The organism is Streptomyces sp. NPDC048612 (genome assembly GCF_043199295.1).
Taxonomy (GTDB): Bacteria; Actinomycetota; Actinomycetes; order Streptomycetales; family Streptomycetaceae; genus Streptomyces.
Genome location: NZ_JBICVV010000002.1, coordinates 112145 through 131635, shown reverse-complemented (window position 1 = coordinate 131635; position 19491 = coordinate 112145). Strand labels below are relative to the sequence as shown.

Here is a 19491-nt window from a genome sequence, read left to right as displayed (position 1 = left end):
GGCGTGGAACGGTCTTCTGGCATGGCTGTGTTACCCCCCGTGTAGCACGACCCACAGGCCCGTGATCCAGCCACTATAGGGATCGTAACGCGATCACTGAGGGTGGCTCCTGCGGAGGCCGGGGGCAGAGGTCTACTCCACCACTTTTGCGGGCTTTCGCACGGTGACTTTTGTCGCCGAACGGGGCATCGGGGCACCGGGACGGTGGCCGGGAACCGCCGTTGCGGAGTGCCGCGGTGGAGGGAGAGGGTGTCCACCGGGCGCCGGGGAGAGGTCACCGGCCGGAGGGCGGAGGCCGCCGGTACCGCCCTGACAGCGCAGCACCGTCCCGTGCGAGAAAGGCGCCCCGGGAAGAGAACTTCCGTCATCGGGGGCGCCGTTGTTCCGGCGTTCACCCACCGGACACCGGCAGTCCGCAGCGGCCGGCCGGAACGACGCTCAGCGGCTTCCGTCCGCCGCCCGGAAAAGCAGGCCGATAACGATGTGAAGCCGTCCCCGGATAAATTCACGCCGCATGGCATCGACGGTCGACCACCGCCCGTGCACGTCTGAACTAGGGGGAATCTTGACTGCGCTGCCCGGCGCCACCATCCGACGTGATATTCCCGTTCGTCCGCGGTCCCTTATCGGCCGCCGCACCGCTTTAGCCTTCGCCGATACCGCCCGCCTGACGGACCGTACGGTTTCCGCGCACCACCGGGAAAACCAGGACTGGGTGTGACAGCAGGCCGGTTGGCCCTCCGCGGCCCGTCCCACGGGACCGTCCGCACCGCCCTCCGGGCCGCCGGTGCGCCCCGCGGTGGGTAGCCCACCCCCTACGTGAGAGCTACCGCGAAGTCCGTTCCGCAGTGTGATTCCTCCCGCCGCCCGCGTCATTAACCTCGGCTTCCAGTTCCCCGAACGGACAGGAAGGAAGGCCGGCGATGCGCGCGGCACGTCTCAGGCGTGGGCTGGCGATGGCCCTCACCGCATGCTCCATCGTGGTGACGGTCGCCGCCGCGGCACGTTCCACGGTGCCGGGCACCCCGACGCAGCCCAGGCTCCCCGCCGTACGGGCGGACCAACTGCCCGCGCGGTACGCGGCGAACCACCGCTTCCTCACCGAGTCCGCGCGCGCGGCCCGCGCCATGGGCGACGACGGCCGGGCCGGTGTGCTCGCCCGGATGGCGCGGAAGGACCGGCACTTCCTCTCGTTCAGCCCGCGCGGCGACGGCCGGGCCGTGGAGGTCCTGGGCGACCTCGCGCACGCCGACCGGATCGCGGTCGTGGTGCCCGGCTCGGACACCACCGTCGACACCTTCGACAAACTGGGCACCGTCCACGCGTCGTTGAACGGCGGTGCCCGCGCGCTGCACGCCGAGATGCGCAGGCTCCAGCCGGACCGGAGGACCGCCGTGGTCGCCTGGTACGGCTACCCGGCGCCGCGCACCATGAGCCGGGACATCGTGTCCACCGACCGGGCGCTGGACGGCGGCCGCCGGCTGGCCGGGCTGCTCGGGGACCTGCGGACGGTGAACCCCGCCCCCGTGGCGGTGCTCTGCCACTCCTACGGTTCCGTGGTCTGCGCCACTGCCCTGCGCCGTATGGACGCGCGGGAGGAGTCCGCCCTCGCGGACGTGGTGCTCTTCGGCAGCCCGGGAACGGGCGTGGGCTCCCGGGCCGAACTGCACACCCGGGTCCCGGTGTGGGCGGGCCGCGGCGCCACCGACTGGATCGAGGGCGTCCCGCACGTCAGCCTCGATCTGCCGGGCGAGCAGGTCGGGTTCGGCACCGACCCCGTCACCCCCGCGTTCGGCGCACGGATCTTCCCCGCGGGCCCCGGCAGCCACAGCGACTACCTCCGCCCCGGCGGACCGGCGCTGCGCGCCATATCCCTGATCGCCCTCGGCCGGGGCGCGGAGGTCTCCGATGACTGATCTGGAACTCCGCCCGGCGGCACCGGCCCGGCGGCCGCGGCCCCCCGTCCCGCCGCGCCCCCGCCCCGCGCGGCGCACCCCCTGGCAGGCCCTGCACGCGGCGGTCCTGCGCCTGGACGCGTCGACCCCGGCGGAGCGGGACCGGGCGGCGGACGTGCTGCGTGCGCTGGCCCTCGTGGCCGTGGTCCTGGGCCACTGGCTGGTGAGCGGCGTCGTCCTCCAGGCCGGCGGCCACCTGGCCGGGGACAGCCCGCTGCGGGACCGGCCCGGACTCGCCCCGGTGACCTGGGTGCTCCAGCCACTGGCGGTGTTCTTCCTGGTGGGCGGCCGGGTCAGCGCCCAGGGCTACCGCGTGGCGCGGGCCCGCGGCATCGGCTACCGGGCCTGGCTGACCCGGCGGCTGGGCCGGCTCCTGCGCCCGGCGACGGCCTTCGCCCTCACCTGGGGGCTCGTCTGGCTGGGCCTGGTGCTCGCCGGCACCGCGCACGAGACGATCCACACGCTGATGTGGCTGGCGTACTCGCCCCTGTGGTTCCTCGGCGTCTACGCGCTGCTGATCGCGGCGACTCCCCTGGTGCACCGGGCCCCGGCCCGCGTCGCGGTGGCGGCCTGCCTCGTCGTGGCCGCGCTGGACGCCGCCCACGCGCTGTTCCCGGACAGCGGCTGGGCCGACGCCCTCCGCCTGCTGAACCTCCCGGCGGGCTGGCTCGTCCCGTACTGCCTCGGCGCGGTCTGGGCGGCCGGCGGGTTCGCCCGCGGACGGCAGGCGGTGGCGCTGCTGCTCGGCGGTGCCGGTGCCATGGCGGCGCTGATCCTCTGGGGCGGTTACCCCGCGGGCATGGCCGGCGCCCCCGGCACCACCCTGTCCAACCTCCACCCGCCCACCCTCGCGCTGGTCGCCTTCGGCCTCGCGCAGTCGGGCGCGGCCCTGCTGCTGCGCAACCCGCTGCGCCGCGCGGTCACCGCGCCGGCTCCCGCGGGTCCCGCGGTGCACCAAGTCCGCGCCACCCCGCGGCAGTTCCTCTGGGCGGCGGTGGCCCTGCTCAACGTCGCGGCCCTCACGGTCTTCCTCTGGCACCAGACCGCGATGCTCGTCACCACCGTCATCCCGCTGGGCCTCGGCCAGGTCCTCCCGGGCCTGCACACCAGCCCCGGCGCCCCGCTGTGGACCGCGGCGCGCTGCGGGTGGATTCCGGTGTTCGTTCTCGTCCTCGCCGTGCTGGTCACGGCCGTCCGGGACCGGGACGCTACGCGTGCGAAACGGAGCAATAACCGAACAATAACCTGATGTGAGAAGGTAGTTCGCCGCCGCGTCGACCGTAGAAGCAGCCCCCGTACGTCCGCAGTACCCGCACTCGTCTCCCCTCCGGAGGATTGATGTCCACCCTCACGATCGAATCGATAAGCACGCTCTACGAGAAGTACGCGGACGACTTGCGGGCGGTGCGCGACGCACAGCGGACGTTCCTCCAGGACAACAAGGAGACGGTGAAGGCCCAGCTCGACGACTACGAGGCGGAGATCACCTACCTGCTGCTGCGGGACCTCAGGCCCGAGGTCGTCGTGGAGGTGGGCACCTTCCGCGGCTGGTCCACGACCTGGATTCTGAGCGCGCTGCGGGACAACGGCACCGGCCACCTCCACTCCTTCGACATCGTCGACAACGTCGTGAAGAACGTGCCGGCCGAACTCTCCGAGGGCCGCTGGACGTTCACCAAGGGCGACCTGCGGGACACCATCGCCAAGGTCCCGGCGGAGACCGACTACCTCTTCATCGACGCCGACCACGGCGCCCGCTTCGCGCGCTGGTACATCGACAACCTCTTCCCGGTGGTCCGCCCCGGGACCCCGACCAGCGTCCACGACGTCTTCCACGGCCGCCGCCCCAAGCCCATGAGCGAGGGCTCGGTGGTCATCAAGTGGCTGGCCGCCCAGAACGTCGAGTACTTCACCCCGTCCGTGGCGAAGGCCCCCGAGGTGACGGCGCGACTGGCCGAGGTGAAGAAGGAACTGAACCTCAGCGAGCCGGTCCGGGAGAGCCGCCACAACCCGATGATCTACTTCAACCTCCCGCAGGCCTGACCCCGCCGCGGCACACCACGAAGTCCCCCGTCTCGGCCGAGGCGGGGGACTTCGGTGTTCCGGGCGCCGGTTACGGCAGCTGACGCACGAAGGCGACGACGAAGAGCAGGCCGAGGGCGCAGGCCACGGCCGCGGTGGGCAGCGCCCAGGCGGGACGGTGTTCACCGCGCAGCGGGGCCGTCGTATGGCGGTTGAGCCGGGTGACGCCGGTCAGTATGGCCAGCGCGAGGGCGACACAGGGCAGCGAGACGGCGAAGTGCGCCAGCCAGGCACCGGCCAGGGACGGGCCGCCCCAGGAGTGGTCGTGCGGGGCCCGGTCGACGAAGCCGTACAGCAGCCCCCGGGCGACCGCCAGGGCGAGCGCACCGGCCAGCAGCAGGGCGAGGACGCCGAGAAGTATGGTCAGCGCGCCGTGGAACACCAGCCGGGCGGCGCCCGGCGCGGGGGCGCCGAGCGGCAGCGGCCCGGCGCGCAGCCAGCGCCGCCGGGCGGCCTCCCGGTGACCGGTGAGGGTGGAGCAGACCGCGAGGGCACCGGCGGGGAACAAGGTCACCGCGAGACCGGCGTGCCGGGCCGCCGCGGCCAGCCGGGGCGGGGGGCCCGACGCGCTGTCCGGACGCCGCTCGCCGGCGGGGGATCGGTTCGTCATGCCGGGACCGTAGGTTCGCGCCGTGCCCGCCCGCGTCACTCCCCGGCGGTGTCCCCGCACCCGTACCGCGGTAGGGCGCCGGGTACGGCCGTTCGGCCTACCGGGGCACGCGGTCCCGGGCCGCCCGGCATCCGCGGCCCGTGCGCTCCGTCAGACGTCCGGCGCGAGCTCCAGGACGGCCAGGGCGCCCCCGTCCGGCGGGTTCTCGTACGTCACCCGGGCGCCCAGCACCCGCGCCTGGCCTTCGACGATGGTCAGGCCCAGACCGACCCCGGCACCCCGCTCCCGGGCGCCGGTGCGGAAGCGCTGGGGGCCGTGCGTCAGCAGCTCGCCGGGGAAGCCGGGCCCGTGGTCGCGCACCCGCACCGCGGTCCCCGCCACCTCCAGGGTCACCGGCGGGGCGCCGTGCAGCCGGGCGTTGGCGACCAGGTTGGCCAGAATCCGCTCGACCCGGCGGTGGTCGGTCGTCACCACCGACTCGCCGTCCACCCGCACCTCGACGTCCCCGCCCGCCAGCGCGGCCGCCCGCCGTGCCAGGGCGCTCGGCAGCACCTCCTCGCACTGCGCCTGCTCGACGCCCGGCACATCGAGCCGGGCCACCTCCAGGACGTTCTCCACCACGCTGCGCAGGGTGTCCACCCCACCGCTGACCAGCTCGGCCGGGCGGCCGGGCGGCAGCAGTCCGACGGCGGTCACCAGCCCGGCCACCGGCGTGCGGAGTTCATGGGCGATGTCGGCGGTGACCCGGCGCTCGGCCTCCAGGCGGGCGCTCAGCGCGTCGGCCATGGTGTTCACGGCGGCGCCGAGCCGGGCGATCTCGTCCTTGCCCCGGGGCCGCACCCGGTCGGTCAGATCGCCGTCCGCGATCCGCTGCGCGGTGCGCGCGGACGCGGTGATCCGCCGCCCCGCGCCCGCCGCCGCGACCACGCCCAGCACACAGCCCAGCGCGGTGACGGCCGCCCCGGAGCCGAGCAGCACCCGGTCGAGGTCGGCGAGGGCCCGGACCTGCGGTGCGTAGGAGCGCCGGACCGCGACGATCTCCCGGCCGCTGCGGGTGGCCGCCCACAGCACCGGGGCGGAGCCGTCGGCGTGCTGGAGGAAGGTGGCCCGCACGGGGCGGTCGGTGACGGTCCGGCGGAGCGCCCCGGGCAGCCCCCGCGGATTCACCAGGGCGCCGTTGTCGACCCCGGAGGCGTAGGCGCTCACCGCCTCGACGAGCCGGGCGTCGAGCGCGTGCGCCGCGTTCTTCCGCTGGTCCGCGGCGGTGAGCTGATGCACCAGCAGCCCGATGAGGGTGGCGACGATGGCCGCGGTCGCGGCGATGACCAGGGCGGTCTTGGTACGGAGTCCCATGGCGGTCAGGGCACGAGCTTGTAGCCGAACCCGCGGACGGTCACGATGCGTTCGTGGCCGATCTTGGCGCGCAGGCGGAGTACATGGACGTCGACGACCCGGGTGTCGCCGCCGCAGGTGTAGTCCCACACCCGCTCCAGCAGGGTGACCCGCGAGAGCACCACCCCGGGCTCGGCCGCGAACTCCAGCAGCAGCCGCCGCTCGGTGGGGGTGAGCCCGAGCGCCCGGCCCGCCCGGCGGACCTTCAGGGAGGCGGTGTCCACCGTGAGGTCGCCGAAGCGCAGCACCGGGTCGTCCGCGCGCGGCGCGCGCCGGGCGGCGTCCGCGGCACGCCGCAGCGCCGCGCGTATCCGGGCGACCAGCACCGGGATGTCGTACGGCTTGGTGAGGTAGTCGTCGGCGCCCGCCTCCAGGCCGAGGACGACGTCCACCGGGTCGGTGCGCGCCGACACCATCAGCACCGGCACCGTGCTCTCCGCCCGGAGGAGACGCACCAGGCCCACCCCGTCGAGGCGCGGCAGCATCACGTCCAGCACGGCGACATCGGGCACCCGCTCCCGGAACGCCGCCAGCCCGGCCAGCCCGTCGGAGGCCGCGCGCACCCGGTATCCGTAGCGTTCCAGGGACAGTTGGGTGGCCTCCCGCAACAGGGAGTCGTCCTCCACGAGCAGCACGTCGGTCATGGGTGGCGGTTCCTAGGGCTCGGGGAGGGGCAGCCGCACCGCGCTGAGGTCGTCCGTGTCGGGGGGCGGGAGGTGGGAGGACCGTACGGTGGCGAAGGTGTAGTACGAGACGTTCTCACGGCGCTGCAGACGGCTGAGTTCGATGGTGGCCGGATAGCCGTTGCGGGGGCAGTGGGGGATGCACCACATGCCGCGCAGCCTGCCGGTGGCCACGGCTTTCCCCTGCCCCCAGAAGCGCCAGCTCAGCTGCGAGACCGTGGAGAACTCGGTGAGCCCGAACCCCGTGGGGCGGGTCAGCGGATGGCCCATGGTGTCGGACACATAGACCGGGCCGCGGACCTGGCTGGGGCTCGGGGCGGGCCCCTCGACATGGGGCTGCTCGGAAGGGCCGCACCCCGAGCAGCCCACGGCCGCCAGCACCAGTACGCAGACGGTGAGCAGGGCCGTGGGCTTGTTCATCGGGAGTCTTCTCCGTCAGAGGGTGGCGGGCGGTACCTCAGGTGGTGGCGAGGTGCTGCTTGCCCTTGAGGTCCTCGACATCGTACGAACCGTTCCCGCCGGCCAGCTTCACGGTGAAGGACGAGAAGACCTTCTTGCCGTTCACGGTCTTGGGGTCCGAGAGCGTCAGGGTGCCCTTCAGGGGCTTGTCGAGGCAGGCCTGGCCGCACCACAGGCCGGTGATCTCGCCGGTGGCGACGGCCTTCTTCGTGCCCCACTCCTTCCAGTGGAGGTTGCCCGCCGAGGTGTGCTCGGTGAGCACCAGCGCCTCGGGGCTGCGCTCGGCCTTGCCCTTGTCCGCGTGCTCCTCGCCGATGTGGTTCATGACGTAGGGGGTGCTGTTGGCGCGGGCGGCGCTCGCGGTGTGCTCCGAGGCCGTGGCGGCCTGCGCCCCGGTGGCGGTGGCGACCGTGCCGAGGACGGCGAGACCGGCCAGTGCCGTTCCGAGGGCCGTCTTGTGGCGCCGGGCGATGCTCGTGGTGCGCTTCATGGTTCTCGCTCCATCGTGTTGATCAGTGGGGGCGTCACAGAAGCTATGAGGGGCGTTTCTCGGCGGCCTGACAGCTGGGTAACAGCCGCTCATCGACCTCTGTAACGTGATCGACATACGGGAGAGCGCCGTCGGTAGCGCCCTAACCGCCAAGAGAAAGACCAGGTCAGGGCGTTGGAGACGGGCGCCCGCCGTCCCGGACCCACCCCGACGCCGCGCGCCACCTCAACCCCCAACTCGACTCCCCAGAAGGCGATTCCGCCGCATCCGGCGCCAATGCCGAGGGTGCTGCAGCCCGTTCGGCGGCATCGGGTCAGCGGACGGCGGGCACCGGCAGCCGGCAACCGACCCGCCACCCCTGCCCGTACGGGCCCGCCTCCAGGGCACCGCCGACGGCGCCGACCCGCTCGGTGAGCCCCGCGAGACCGGTGCCGCCGCCGTGGCGCCCCGCTCGCCCCGGGGAGGGCCGGGGGAGGGCGCCGGGCCCCGCGCCGTCGGTGACCGCGATCTCCACCGCCCCGTCCGCGGTCCGGCCGGCGCGCACCTCGACCCACCCGGTCCCCGGCGCATGCCGCCGCACGTTGGTCAGCGCCTCCAGCACCACGCGGTACGCGGCGTCCCCGGCCTCCCGTGAGAGCGCCCCGGCCAACTCGTCCTCCAGGGACAGCGACACCTCGGCCGCCGTCATCGCGCCGAAGCGGCCGACGAGTCCGGGCAGATCGTCCGGCCCGTACAGCCGGGTGGGCGGCGGCTCCGCCCCGGTGCGGCCGTCCGTCCCGCGGAGCGCCGCCACCGTGCGGTCCATGGAATCCAGCGCCCGCAGCCCGGCCTGCTCGACGCGGTGCAGCAGCGCGTGGTGCGCCACCGGGCCGCCGTCCTCGTCCAGTTGGGCCGCCTGGGCCTCCAGCACGATGCCGGTCACCTCATGGGCCACGAAGTCATGCAGGTCGCGGGCGATGTCGAGCCGCTGCTCCCGCCGGGCCAGCGCCACGGCATGCACCCGCCGGTGGTCCAGCGACCGGAGGTGGAGCCCGGCGCCCGCCGCACACGCGGCCGGGACGAAGGCCAGCGCGGCCAGGAAGACCGACTCCTTGAGCCCGGTCTGCGGGGCGTGCAGGGTGAAGCGCAGCGGCAGCAGCACCGCGGCGGCGCCGGTCAGCCCGCCGACGAGGCCCGCCCCGCGGCCCGGCACCCGGCGTACCACCCGCTCCAGCAGGACCAGCAGCGCGACCGCCTCGAACGGCAGCCAGAGGAGGGCGAGACCGGCCTTCCCGAAGGAGACGGCGTCCGCGGCGAGCGAGAGCACCGCGGCCCCGGCCGCCGCCCGCGCGAGCGTGACCCGCCCCACCGGCCACCCCGCGAGCGCCACGGCCAGGGTCAGCGCGGCCATGACCGCCGGTATCCAGCCACCCGGGGGCGAGACGAGGGCGGGGAGGAGCATCGCCGTGGCGGCCGCCCCGCACCACCCGGCGCGCCGCCCGCGCCGCCCCGCAACGTTGTCCTTCATGGCGGTGAGGCTATGCGGGCCGCCCGGGTGTCCGCCCGGTGGCGTAGCCCAACTCCCAGGCCCGCACGGCGACTCCGACCCGGTTGGGGACCTGGAGCTTGCGCTGGATGCTGGCGAGATGGGTTTTCACGGTGCCCGCGGAGATGAACAACTCCCGGGCGATGTCGGCGTTGGTCCGGCCCTCGGCGACCTTGCCGGCGATCTCCGCCTCCCGCCCGGTCAGCAGGGCGTCGCGGCGCCGGGGGCGGCGGGCCGTGGGGCCGGTGACGTGCTCCAGCAGCCGGACGGTGACCGACGGGCTGATCAGACTGTCCCCGGCCATCGCCGCCCGGACGCCCTCCACCAGCAGCGCCGGCCCCGAGCGCTTGAGCAGAAACCCCGAGGCACCGAAGCGCAGCGCCGGATACACGTACTCGTCCAGGTCGAAGGTGGTCACGATGACGATCCGTACCGGGTCCGCTGCCCCGGGCCCGGCCAGCCGGCGGGTCACCTCCAGGCCGTCCATCCGCGGCATCCGGATGTCCACCAGCGCCACATCCGGCCTCAGCGCCCGCCCCATCGCCACGGCGTCCTCGCCGTTCGCCGCCTCACCGACCACGTCCATGTCGGGCTGGCTCTCCACGATGCGGCGCATCCCCCGGCGGGCCATCTCGTGGTCGTCGGCGATCAATAAGCGAATCGTCACGGGCAGGGATTCTGCCGTACGGGGCGGGGACGGGGGCGGTCTTCGGCAACCGGCGGGGGCGGGGGCGGGGTGCTGCCCGGGGGCTCGGCGAGGGCGGTGCCGGGCCGAAGGGGCGGCACGCTGCCGATGGGACCGGTGCCTCGCCCACGTACGGCCCGGCCCCGGCCGCACGGATGGCGGGCCGTCCTGCACCGCCCCGCCCACCCCCTCCGCACCTCACCCCCACCCACCTGACCTGCGAGAAGAAGGCCGCCGGGGCGGGCGCGGCGGAGTGGCGGCGGCCGGCCTTCGCGTGGCGGGTGGCGCGGGATGCGGGCATGTTGAGGAGACAGCGGCATTCCTGGACGGGAGGAAGGGCCTCAGGGGGCATGCCCGACGCGGCCGGCGCCGTCGGGCGAGCGGACGCAGGAGGCCGCCGCATGCATCGGAGAGCACTGCGCGTCCCCGCCGCCGGCCTCGCCTACCTGACGCTGGCCGCGGTGTCGGCGTCCGCGATGGCGACCGGGCCGGACGAGTTCGCGGACGTCGCCGTGAGCAGCGGGACGCGGGCCGGCCCCGGCACCGCGGCGACCCGGGTGATCGCCCACCGTGGCGCCTCCCGTCACGCGCCCGAGAACACCCTCGCCGCCGTCGACGCCGCCCACCGCCGCGGGTTCGTCTGGGTCGAGAACGACGTGCAGCGGACCCGGGACGGCCGGCTGGTGGTGCTGCACGACACCACGCTGCGGCGGACGACGGACGCGGCCCGGGTGTTTCCCGGGCGGGCGCCGTGGCGGGTGGGGGATTTCACCGCCGCCGAGATCGCGCGGCTGGACGCCGGCAGCTGGTTCGGCAAGCGCTTCAGAGGGGAGCGGGTGCCCACACTCGCCGCCTACCTGTCCCGTCTGGACCATAACGGGCAGCGCCTTTTGCTGGAGATCAAGGCACCCGAGAAGTATCCCGGAATCGAGGCACAGGTCATCCGTGAACTACGGGCACGAGGGTGGCTGGATCGCGCCCATGTCCGCAGCCGGCTGGTGGTCCAGAGCTTCTGCGTGCGGTGCGTGAAAACCGTGCACGAACTTGTGCCGCAGGTGCGTACCGGCATTCTCGGCGCGCCCGATGTGCGCGACCTGGCGCGCTATGCGCGGTTCGCGGACCAGATCAACCCCCGGGTGTCCGCGCTGAGTTCACGCTGGCTGGCCGCCGTGCACCGGCTGCACGGCCCGCACGGCCGCCGGTTGGAGGTCTATGCGTGGGACGTGGCGAAGAACACCACCGCGCGGTCCGTGCGGGCCAGAGGCGTCGAAGGTGTTATTCAATAGGGGCAACAGCCGTAGATTAAGGCAGCATTGTCCAGATCTCTCAGGGTGCCGGCCCGCACGCGCGGTCCGGCCTGCCCTCTACCGTGCGTGAAGGTGCTGTGGAGGGCGGATGCGCCGTGTGTGGCCGTGACCGGCGGGGATTTACGTGATTCCCGCCGCGGGGCTAAGGTGCCTGGGATGTTCGACGCCGCCACACTCCCCGTAAAAGAACTAAGACGCAGGATTTGGCTTTTGGGTTCCGATATACGGCCCGGCGCGGGCCAGCGTCCAGCTCCTCCCCTGGGAACCTTTCGGGAGGCTCCTTGAAGAACGAATATCCGGCGTACGGCGAACGGCGGGTGCCGCTCCCCCCGCCGCGGCAGATGTCGCATGACACGCTGAGTCGGACCGGCACACCGGCACCGCCGGAGACCGCCGGGGCCACGGGCACGGCCACGGCCACGAGAGCACCGGCGGCCGCCTCCGGGACGGCGACGGCCGACCGGCCCGCGGCGGGCGGCAGCGCGCACGCCGCGCCCAGAAGCCATGCCAAGGGCCGCGGCACGGACCAGGCGAAGAACGATGCCAAGGCCGGTGCCACGGCGAAGCCGCGCGATGCCTTCTTCGACAATGCGAAGTATCTGGCCATCGTGCTGGTGGCGATGGGGCACTCCTGGGAGCCGCTGCGCGACGGCAGCCGCTCCGCCGCCGCGCTCTACATCACCGTGTACGCCTTCCATATGCCGGCGTTCATCATCATCTCCGGCTATTTCTCGCGCAGTTTCGATATGCGCAAGGACCGGCTCCAGCGGCTGATTACCGGCGTCGCCGTCCCGTACATCCTCTTCGAAGTCGCCTACACGCTCTTCAAGAGGTGGGCGGACGACGACCCGGGTTACCCGGTGAGCCTGACGGACCCCTGGTATCTGACCTGGTTCCTGCTGGCCCTGTTCGTCTGGCGGCTGACCACCCCGCTGTGGAAGATCGTGCGCTGGCCGGTCCCACTGGCGCTGACCATCGCCGTCCTCGCGTCACTGTCCCCGGACATCGGCGACGACATGGACCTCCAGCGGGTGCTGCAGTTCCTGCCGTTCTTCGTGATCGGGCTGTCGCTGCGGCCGGAGCACTTCAAGCTGGTCCGCCGCAAGAAGGCGCGCATCCTGGCCGTACCGGTCTTCGCCGCGGCGCTGGTCTTCGCCTACTGGGCGGCCCCGCGGATGAACGCCGCCTGGTTCTACCACCGTGACGCCGCCCAGGAACTCGCCGCCCCGTGGTGGAGCGGTGCGGTGATGACGCTGGCCATGTTCGGCTGCTCGCTGGTGCTGGTGGCCTGCTTCTTCGCCTGGATTCCGGGCCGCACGATGTGGTGCACGGCGCTGGGCGCGGGCACCCTCTACGGCTACCTGCTGCACGGCTTCCTCGCCAAGGGCTCGCGCTTCTGGGACTGGTACGACAACCCGTGGATGCACACGCCGTGGGGCGCGGTCGTGCTCACGCTGATCGCGGGCACCGTGGTCACCGTGCTGTGCACACCACCCGTGCAGCGGGCCTTCCGCTGGGCGATGGAACCCAAGATGACCTGGGCCTTCAAGAAGGACCCGGTGGGAATGGCCCGCAGCCGCAACTGACCGGCCGCACTCCCCACCGCACGGGGTGACGCGTCAGCGTCGTACAGCACAGGGCGTACGTCCAAGAACAGCCTCAGGGGCGCCCGCCCCGCCGGAAGACCGGCGGGACGCGCGCCCCTGGTGTGTATGGGACGGGCGCCCCTGAGGTGTACGGAAGGGGCCCTGGCATGCACGTAACGGGGCGGGCGGCCGCGCAGAACGGCGGGCGGGGGGCCGGGAACTGGTCGGCGAACTGGGAACCAGCCGGGGCGCCGAAACAGGTCGGCGACCGGGAGCGGGCCGGGGCGCCGGGAACTGGCTGGGCGCGCCGGGAACGGGCCGGTGCCGTCGGGCCGGTCGGCCCCGCCCCGGTTCGCTAGCGGACGACGGCGATGCCCTCGATCTCGACCAGCGCGGTCTCGTCCCACAGGCGGGTGGCACCGATCACGGCCATCGCCGGATAGTCGCCGCCGACCAGCCGTTTCCACACCCGCCCGATCTCGCGCGCATGCCGTCGGTAGTCCGCGACATCGACGGCGAAGACGGTGAGCTTGGCGAGGTCGGACGGACCGGCACCGGACGCCGCCGCGACGTCCAGAAGGTTCCTCAGCGCCCGCTCGAACTGCTCGACGACCCCGTCGCCGACGATCCGGCCCGCACCGTCGAGCGCGGTCTGCCCGGCGAGGAACACCAGAGTGCCCGGAGCCGCGCGCACGGCATGACTGAACCCCGTCGGCGGCGCAAGATGCCCGGGATTCACCCGCTCCAGCCCGCCGTCACCCCCACTCCCACCCGCCGCCTCCGCGCCGGACCCCGCCACCGAACCCATGCCGGCACTCGCACCCGTTCCGGTGTCCGCACCGGCACCCGCACCGGCACCCGCGTCCGCACCTGCTCCGGCGTCCGCCCCCGCCCCCGCATTCGGGCCGTTCTCAGCAGGCCGCTCCGCCCCAGCGTTCATCCCGGTCCCGGCACCCATCCAGCCGACTCCCTCCGCCGCCAACTCATCTCATCCGTCCAGCGATTGAAGCCGCTCCGCTCCCCTTGGGGAAGACCTGAACCACTGAGGTTGCACCACCCGGACGGCACGGCTCCCACAGCCCTCGCAGCCCTTCCGGCACAAAGCCCGCACCACCGCTCACCAACCACCGAAGGCACCCACCACTCACCACCGGGCACCCCTCGGCGAGTCTAGGACGTACCGGACAGATCCCCAGGGCACCACGGCATCGCACGGCAAGGGGGACGGGACCGCTGCCCGGCGGTGCGGGACGGTCGCGACGGACGGCGTCGCACCGTACACACCCGCCGGACCAGCGTCATAACGCCGCACGGCCGCGACGGCCCGACGCCGCACAATTGCCGGTCCCGCCCGGTCCCGGCCGGTGGCCACGCGGGTCCACCCCCGTGGGACTCGCGTCACCGAACAGCTGCCGGGCCCGCCTGGCCTCTGCCCGTGGCAACGCGGGTCCACCCCCGTGGAACTCGCGTCACCGAACAACCGCCAGGCCCACCCGGCCCCGGTCTGTGGCCACGCGGGCCCACCCCCGTGGGACCCGCGCCACCGACACCGTCCCCGCCACCCGCACCGGCCGCGTCGCCCCCCGCCCCGCTCGCCCGTGCGGAGCCTCGCCCCGCCGCGCCTCACGGTATGCGCGGCGTCAGGCCCGCCTCGGTGACCGGTTCGTGGCCGTCCAGGCGGCCCCGCGCGCCGTAGGGGCGGCATCGCAGGAAGCCGGCCTCGTGGTGGAACGGCTGCTCCTGGTGGTTCCTGATCACCTCCTGGTGCTCGGGCTGTGCGGAGCCGTAGGCGTAGCGCTGCATCGCCGACGCGCTCTGCCACAGGGAGAAGGTGCCGACGAAGCGGGGTGGCCGGGCCAGGGCGACCGAAGCGGTCATCGAGGGGTCGGCGGCGGCCCGGCCGGCGGCGCGGGAGTTGGCGCGCAGGAACGGCAGGGCGCGCCGCAGTCGCAGTTGCCCGAGGGTGAGCACGGCGACCGGCCCGTCCTCCTCGTCCTGCGCGGCGCCGGGCCCGATCTCGACCGGCATCGGACCCCAGGAACCGGAGAACCGCAGCGGCCGCAACCGCACATGCCAGCCGCCGGCCAGCAGCCGCGCCAGCGGGTCCTCGGCGAGAAAGCGGTCGAGCGCGGCATCGTCGTCCCACGAGGCGAGCAGCGCGGCGCGGCCGGGGCGCACCTTGGGCGGTCCGGCCGCGATGGCACCGGTGAGCGTGGTCTCGGCGTACCGCAGGCCGGGGGTCGTCCCGGGCCGTGGGCGCGCACGCAGGACACTGCGCACGGCGCGGACGCCGACGTCGGCGATATGCACGGAAACGATCACGATGAGCCCCCGCATCTCAGAGTTACTCGTGCGTATACCAAGTGGTACACGATCCAGTATCCTCGATCGGACCGGCCATGGCGAGCCGAATTCACCACCAGATCGAGCCAGATCGCAGGGAGGGGCCCGGATGAGCGAGATCGACCGGAGCCGCGCCGCGCGCGCGGAAGCCAGGACCCGTATCGAGGAGGTCGCGGCCCGGCTGTTCGCCGAGCGCGGCTTCGCGGGCACCACCATCGGGGAGATCGCCGCCGAGGCGGGCCTGAGCAAGCCGATGCTCTACCGCCACTTCGACTCCAAGCAGGAGCTGCACCTCGCCCTGCTGGAGCGGCACCGCGACGAGCTGGCCGCCGCCCCGGTCCGCGAACTCCTGCACGGCGAGGGCGACCTGGACACCCGGATGACGGCGATGTACGAGGCCTGGTTCGGGTATGTGGAGAGCCATCCGTACACCTGGCGGATGATGTTCCGGGACACCACCGGGGACGCCCAGGTGCAGGCCTTCCACCGCGAACTGCAGCGCCGGCAGCGCGAAACGGACGTGGAGCTGCTGCGCGCATTCGTGCCCGGTATCCCCGAGGCCGAGCTGGAGCCCCTGGGGGAGGCGATCCGCAGCGCGCTGTACGGCCTCGCGCTGTGGTGGCTGGAGCGCCCCGACCAGCCTCGCGAGCTGCTGGTCGGGACGATGACGCGGATCACCCGTGGCTTGATCTCCACCGTCGGCGGCCCGGCCACGGAGACGCCGGGCGCCCCGGACTGAGCCCCGGCGCCCCGCTCAGGCGGGGGAGACCGGCCTCCGGTTCAGGCCACCACCGGATACAGCGCCGCCCTCAACTGCCCCGTCCAGTACGCCGCCATCTCCCTCGCCACCCGGCTGTCCGGCGCGAACAGCTCGAAGCCGTGCCAGGCGCCGGGCACATTGCGGACCGTGACCGGCACCCCGGCATCCATCAGCCGCCGGGCGTACGCCAGCCCCGCATCGCGCATCGGATCGAGATCGCAGACCAGCACGGAGGCCGGCGGCAGCCCGGACAGGTCGGTGGCGCGCGCCGCCGCGGCATAGGCGTCCGCCGCGCCCGTCCCCTCGGGCAGATAGTGCCGCCACGCCCGCTGCACGCTCCGCCGGGTGGTCACCCGCGCGTCCTCGGCCACGTCGGCCGCCGCCGCGCCCTCCTCCGCCCCGACCCGGTCGTCCAGGTCCGGGATGCACAGCGACTGGTGGAGGACCGCCGGGCCGCCGCGGTCCCGGGCCATCAGGGTGACCGCGGCGCTGAGCCCACCGCCCGCCGACTTGCCGGCGAGGGCGATCCGCGCGGGATCGATGCCCAGCTCGGCGGCACGCTCGGCCGTCCATTCCAGGGCGCGATAACAGTCCTCCACCCCGGCCGGATAACGGTGTTCCGGGGCGAGGCGGTATTCGACGGTGACGACGATGGCGGGCAGCTCACGGCAGAGCGCGAGCGCCGTGCGGTCCTGCCCCGGCAGCGACCGGCCGACGGCGAACCCGCCACCGTGAAAGTGCAGCACGGCGGGCAACGCGCGACCGGCCCCCTCGGAGCCGGTACCCGCCCCGTCCTCCGGCCGGTAGACCTCGACCATCAGGGCACTGCCGTCCGCCCGCGGGACCTCGAACCGCTCGCTGCGCACCCCCGTACGGTCGGCCGGTAACGAGGCCAGCAGCTTGTGGAGCCGCGCGCGGGTGGCCCCGATGTCCTCGTACGGATCGGAGGAGCGCTGCGCCAACGCCTCGAACACCGGGACCAGTTCGGGATGCACCCGCATCGCCGTCGGGAGCTGCAATTCGGACTGAGCACTCATACGGGACACTCCTCGTTCGGATCGGACGTGCTGCGACTTCTGCTCACGATCTTCACTCTGCCTGCCCGCGCCGCCCGCCGTCCGCCGACGTGCCGCAGCCAGCCGGCTATCCAGCCATCCCATCCGCCTCCGCGTCGCCCCATCCGCCTCCGCCGGCCCTCACTTCGCGTCCGCGTAGCACTCCACCACCGCCGTGGTGAACGGGAAGCGGACCGGAGTCTCCCCGAACGCGATCCGCCCCGCCGTCCCGGCCGCCGCCGTGACCGCCTCGGCGACCGCCGCGGCCTCCTCGGCGGGGCAGTGCACGATCACCTCGTCGTGCTGGAAGAAGACCAGCTCGGCGCGGAGTCCGCCCGCCCGCAGCGAGTGGCGCAGCGCGGCCAGCATCAGCAACGCCCAGTCGGCCGCGCTGCCCTGCACGACGAAGTTGCGGGTGAACCGGCCGCGGGCCCGGGCGGCCGCAGTATTGCCGCCGTACCCCGCGGGCTCCTCCTGGGGGAGGCCCGCCTCGTCGGGCGGCGCCACGGACGCGGGCGGGCAGGTACGGCCCATCCAGGTGCGGACCAGCCGGCCCTCCTCACCCGCCCGCGCCGCCTCGTCCACATACGCCACCGCGGCCGGATAGCGGCGGCGCAGATCGGCCATGTGCTTGAGGGCGTCACCGGACGTCTGCCCGTAAATGGCGCCCAGCAGCCCGAGCTTGGCGCGGGCGCGGTCCCCGCCGAACGCACGGGCCGCCAGGTCCGCGTACAGGTCCTCGCCGCTGCCGGCCACCTCCATCAGCCCCCGGTCCCGGGAGACGGCCGCCAGCACCCGCGGCTCCATCTGGTCGGCGTCGGCCACCACCAGGCGCCACCCCGGATCGGCGCGCACGGCCTGCCGGATCACCTTGGGGATCTGCAGCGCGCCGCCGCCATTGGCGGTCCAGCGGCCGGAGACCGTGCCACCGGGCAGGTATTCGGGGCGGAACCGGCCGTCGTGCACCCACTGCTGCAGCCAGGACCACCCATGAGCGGTGTGCAGACGGTAGAGCTTCTTGTACTCCAGCAGCGGCGCCACCGCCGGGTGATCGATCTGCTGAAGCTCCCACTTACGGGTCGAGGTGAGGGAAATCCCCCCCCGGGCAAAGGCCTTGATGATCTCGTTCGGCAGGTCCGGGCGCACCCGCGCACCCCCGAAGGCCCGCGACACCTCGTCGGCCAGCTCCGCCATCCGGCGCGGCTCCAGCCCGCCCGGATACCGCCCGCCCAGCAGCCCGTCGAGCAGCGCGCGGTGCACATCGGCCCGCCAGGGCACCCCGGCCCGCCCCATCTCCGTGGCGACCAGCATGCCCGCGGACTCCGAGGCCAGCAGCAGCCGCATACGGTCCGGATGTTCGGCCCTTTCCGTACGCGCCACATGGCCGGCGTAGACCTCCAGCAGTGCCGTCAGCTCGTCCGTCCCGGGCGGCAGCGGCACCGGGCCCGGCTCGAACAGCGACGGCTGGGTCTCGGCCGTACGCACCGGCGCGTCCTCGGGGACGGGCAGACCGTGCAGCCGCGCCCAGGCGGCGGCCAGCGAACGCGGCTGGCCCGACTGGCCCTCCTCGTGGCCGATCAGCAGCGCCTCCGCGGCCTCCACGTCATAGCAGCGCTCGACCCGCACCCCCGCCGCCCACAGCCGCCGGTAGATCTCCCCGGTGGACCGCCACACCCACCGCTCGACCTCCGGCCGCCCCCGCACCGCCTCCGCGAGCGAACGCTCCCGCACCACCGGCCCCGCGGCCCGTCCGTCCGCCCCGAGCGGGCAGAGACGAGCACCCCCGTCGCCCGTCTCCACCACCGCCCATCTCATGCCTTCGAGTCTCGCACCACCCACTGACAATCACCCTGACCAGCACGAATACCCCGACAGAGGCACCGGGCCCCGGCAGCGACACCGGCCGACGACGTCACCCCGGCCCGACGGAACCACGACCGAACCCGGCCGCTGCCCCGCCCCGCACGCCGGACAGCCGCCCGCGCCCCACACCGCGGACGAGCTCAGACACCCTCCACTCCCCACCCCCCCCCGCATTCGCCGCCCCCATTACGGCTCACAGGCCACCACCCCACCGCCCGTACACACACCCCGGCCGACAATCTGCTTTGTCCGGCGCCTTGTTGGGACGCCGGCGCACACGGCCATATCCCGCTCGCCAATGCCGCCCACTTCTCCCGGACTTGCGCTCGCGCATTCACCCGATTGAACCGCTACCTCCGGCGCGGTTGATGAGTTGAGCAGCTTGTCGCTCTAAGCGACGCGTTCAGTTTTCTGCTTGCTGCTCAGTGAAGAGGTTCACCGTGAAGTTTGTTTCCAAGGCCGCCGTCCTGTCCGCCGTCGCGGGGCTCGCCGTTGTCGGCGGAGCCGGTGTGGCCAGTGCGCACGGCGGCGCCGGCGCGGCGGGAGTTGCCCAGAACTCTCCTGGTGTGGTCTCCGGCAACCTCATCCAGGTTCCGGTCGACGTGCCGGTCAATGTCTGCGGCAACACCATCAACATCGTCGGCCTGCTCAACCCGGCGTTCGGCAACACCTGCCTCAACGTCTGAACACCGCAGA

The 19491-nt window shown here is 73.5% G+C and carries 18 protein-coding genes; 7 read left to right on the top strand and 11 right to left on the bottom strand.

Translation table 11 applies throughout. The features are described 5' to 3' along the window. The first annotated feature begins 923 nt into the window (after positions 1-923). The 3 genes from ACGFN2_RS03995 to ACGFN2_RS03985 all read left to right on the top strand — a co-directional run bounded on the left by ACGFN2_RS03995 (position 924) and on the right by ACGFN2_RS03985 (position 3998). A complete protein-coding gene (locus tag ACGFN2_RS03995) occupies positions 924-1916 on the top strand; it encodes an alpha/beta hydrolase (RefSeq protein WP_393357319.1) in 993 nt (330 codons plus the stop codon). Beyond that, a complete protein-coding gene (locus ACGFN2_RS03990) occupies positions 1909-3204 on the top strand; it encodes an acyltransferase family protein (RefSeq protein WP_393357317.1) in 1296 nt (431 codons plus the stop codon). Before ACGFN2_RS03995 ends, ACGFN2_RS03990 begins: the two co-directional genes overlap by 8 nt. 89 nt (positions 3205-3293) lie before the next feature. Beyond that, the gene (locus ACGFN2_RS03985) at positions 3294-3998 is read left to right on the top strand and encodes a class I SAM-dependent methyltransferase (RefSeq protein ID WP_362602968.1); all 705 of its coding nucleotides are present in this window, start codon (positions 3294-3296) and stop codon (positions 3996-3998) included. 70 nt (positions 3999-4068) lie between these two features. Here the strand turns inward: ACGFN2_RS03985 and ACGFN2_RS03980 are convergent, their stop codons facing one another. From ACGFN2_RS03980 to ACGFN2_RS03950, 7 genes are all read right to left on the bottom strand, one after another. Continuing rightward, entirely contained in the window at positions 4069-4647 is a 579-nt protein-coding gene (locus ACGFN2_RS03980; RefSeq protein WP_362602965.1) for a hypothetical protein, read from the bottom strand. A 150-nt stretch (positions 4648-4797) separates the two neighbouring features. Further along, on the bottom strand, positions 4798-6000 hold the full coding sequence (locus ACGFN2_RS03975) for a HAMP domain-containing sensor histidine kinase (RefSeq protein WP_362602962.1): 1203 nt from the start codon (positions 5998-6000) through the stop codon (positions 4798-4800). A 5-nt stretch (positions 6001-6005) separates the two neighbouring features. After that, complete coding sequence (gene cseB / locus ACGFN2_RS03970; protein WP_393357313.1) at positions 6006-6683, bottom strand: two-component system response regulator CseB; 678 nt, start codon at positions 6681-6683, stop codon at positions 6006-6008. Between the two features lie 12 nt (positions 6684-6695). Beyond that, positions 6696-7142, bottom strand: a complete 447-nt coding sequence (locus tag ACGFN2_RS03965) for a hypothetical protein (protein ID WP_393357311.1) — start codon at positions 7140-7142, stop codon at positions 6696-6698. A 37-nt stretch (positions 7143-7179) separates the two neighbouring features. Next, positions 7180-7671 carry a hypothetical protein gene (locus tag ACGFN2_RS03960; protein WP_393357309.1) on the bottom strand — a complete coding sequence of 164 codons (492 nt, stop codon included), beginning with the start codon at positions 7669-7671 and terminating at the stop codon, positions 7180-7182. Between the two features lie 313 nt (positions 7672-7984). Continuing rightward, positions 7985-9178, bottom strand: a complete 1194-nt coding sequence (locus tag ACGFN2_RS03955; RefSeq protein ID WP_393357307.1) for a sensor histidine kinase — start codon at positions 9176-9178, stop codon at positions 7985-7987. Positions 9179-9188: 10 nt separating this feature from the next. Continuing rightward, positions 9189-9863 carry a response regulator transcription factor gene (locus ACGFN2_RS03950; RefSeq protein ID WP_362602949.1) on the bottom strand — a complete coding sequence of 225 codons (675 nt, stop codon included), beginning with the start codon at positions 9861-9863 and terminating at the stop codon, positions 9189-9191. A 419-nt stretch (positions 9864-10282) separates the two neighbouring features. On the opposite strand from ACGFN2_RS03950, the gene ACGFN2_RS03945 reads away from it, so the two are divergent. Further along, on the top strand, positions 10283-11167 hold the full coding sequence (locus ACGFN2_RS03945; protein ID WP_362602947.1) for a glycerophosphodiester phosphodiesterase family protein: 885 nt from the start codon (positions 10283-10285) through the stop codon (positions 11165-11167). 362 nt (positions 11168-11529) lie between these two features. After that, positions 11530-12774: an acyltransferase family protein gene (locus ACGFN2_RS03940; protein ID WP_393357989.1), complete on the top strand. Its 1245-nt coding sequence runs from the start codon at positions 11530-11532 to the stop codon at positions 12772-12774. Between the two features lie 355 nt (positions 12775-13129). Here the strand turns inward: ACGFN2_RS03940 and ACGFN2_RS03935 are convergent, their stop codons facing one another. Both ACGFN2_RS03935 and ACGFN2_RS03930 read right to left on the bottom strand, forming a co-directional pair. Then, entirely contained in the window at positions 13130-13582 is a 453-nt protein-coding gene (locus ACGFN2_RS03935) for a RidA family protein (RefSeq protein WP_362611063.1), read from the bottom strand. An 815-nt stretch (positions 13583-14397) separates the two neighbouring features. After that, positions 14398-15096 (bottom strand): spheroidene monooxygenase, encoded by a 699-nt coding sequence (locus tag ACGFN2_RS03930; protein ID WP_393357304.1) that lies wholly within the window; start codon positions 15094-15096, stop codon positions 14398-14400. Between the two features lie 130 nt (positions 15097-15226). Between ACGFN2_RS03930 and ACGFN2_RS03925 the strand changes: the two genes are divergently transcribed. Continuing rightward, positions 15227-15856: a TetR/AcrR family transcriptional regulator gene (locus ACGFN2_RS03925; RefSeq protein ID WP_393357302.1), complete on the top strand. Its 630-nt coding sequence runs from the start codon at positions 15227-15229 to the stop codon at positions 15854-15856. A gap of 41 nt (positions 15857-15897) precedes the next feature. On the opposite strand, the gene ACGFN2_RS03920 is transcribed toward ACGFN2_RS03925, so the two are convergent. Both ACGFN2_RS03920 and ACGFN2_RS03915 read right to left on the bottom strand, forming a co-directional pair. Continuing rightward, complete coding sequence (locus ACGFN2_RS03920; RefSeq protein ID WP_393357300.1) at positions 15898-16914, bottom strand: alpha/beta hydrolase; 1017 nt, start codon at positions 16912-16914, stop codon at positions 15898-15900. Positions 16915-17073: 159 nt separating this feature from the next. Beyond that, on the bottom strand, positions 17074-18747 hold the full coding sequence (locus ACGFN2_RS03915) for a bifunctional 3'-5' exonuclease/DNA polymerase (protein WP_393357298.1): 1674 nt from the start codon (positions 18745-18747) through the stop codon (positions 17074-17076). A gap of 488 nt (positions 18748-19235) precedes the next feature. On the opposite strand from ACGFN2_RS03915, the gene ACGFN2_RS03910 reads away from it, so the two are divergent. Next, positions 19236-19481 carry a chaplin gene (locus ACGFN2_RS03910; protein ID WP_362611073.1) on the top strand — a complete coding sequence of 82 codons (246 nt, stop codon included), beginning with the start codon at positions 19236-19238 and terminating at the stop codon, positions 19479-19481. Positions 19482-19491: the final 10 nt, after the last annotated feature.

What these genes read in the sequence shown, in the direction of transcription:
- ACGFN2_RS03995 (WP_393357319.1), top strand. Translation starts at nt 924, where the DNA reads ATGCGCGCGGCACGTCTCAGGCGTGGGCTGGCGATGGCCCTCACCGCA.
- ACGFN2_RS03990 (WP_393357317.1), top strand. Translation starts at nt 1,909, where the DNA reads ATGACTGATCTGGAACTCCGCCCGGCGGCACCGGCCCGGCGGCCGCGG.
- ACGFN2_RS03985 (WP_362602968.1), top strand. Translation starts at nt 3,294, where the DNA reads ATGTCCACCCTCACGATCGAATCGATAAGCACGCTCTACGAGAAGTAC.
- ACGFN2_RS03980 (WP_362602965.1), bottom strand. Translation starts at nt 4,647, where the DNA reads ATGACGAACCGATCCCCCGCCGGCGAGCGGCGTCCGGACAGCGCGTCG.
- ACGFN2_RS03975 (WP_362602962.1), bottom strand. Translation starts at nt 6,000, where the DNA reads ATGGGACTCCGTACCAAGACCGCCCTGGTCATCGCCGCGACCGCGGCC.
- cseB (WP_393357313.1), bottom strand. Translation starts at nt 6,683, where the DNA reads ATGACCGACGTGCTGCTCGTGGAGGACGACTCCCTGTTGCGGGAGGCC.
- ACGFN2_RS03965 (WP_393357311.1), bottom strand. Translation starts at nt 7,142, where the DNA reads ATGAACAAGCCCACGGCCCTGCTCACCGTCTGCGTACTGGTGCTGGCG.
- ACGFN2_RS03960 (WP_393357309.1), bottom strand. Translation starts at nt 7,671, where the DNA reads ATGAAGCGCACCACGAGCATCGCCCGGCGCCACAAGACGGCCCTCGGA.
- ACGFN2_RS03955 (WP_393357307.1), bottom strand. Translation starts at nt 9,178, where the DNA reads ATGAAGGACAACGTTGCGGGGCGGCGCGGGCGGCGCGCCGGGTGGTGC.
- ACGFN2_RS03945 (WP_362602947.1), top strand. Translation starts at nt 10,283, where the DNA reads ATGCATCGGAGAGCACTGCGCGTCCCCGCCGCCGGCCTCGCCTACCTG.
- ACGFN2_RS03940 (WP_393357989.1), top strand. Translation starts at nt 11,530, where the DNA reads ATGTCGCATGACACGCTGAGTCGGACCGGCACACCGGCACCGCCGGAG.
- ACGFN2_RS03935 (WP_362611063.1), bottom strand. Translation starts at nt 13,582, where the DNA reads ATGGGTTCGGTGGCGGGGTCCGGCGCGGAGGCGGCGGGTGGGAGTGGG.
- ACGFN2_RS03925 (WP_393357302.1), top strand. Translation starts at nt 15,227, where the DNA reads ATGAGCGAGATCGACCGGAGCCGCGCCGCGCGCGCGGAAGCCAGGACC.
- ACGFN2_RS03920 (WP_393357300.1), bottom strand. Translation starts at nt 16,914, where the DNA reads ATGAGTGCTCAGTCCGAATTGCAGCTCCCGACGGCGATGCGGGTGCAT.
- ACGFN2_RS03915 (WP_393357298.1), bottom strand. Translation starts at nt 18,747, where the DNA reads ATGAGATGGGCGGTGGTGGAGACGGGCGACGGGGGTGCTCGTCTCTGC.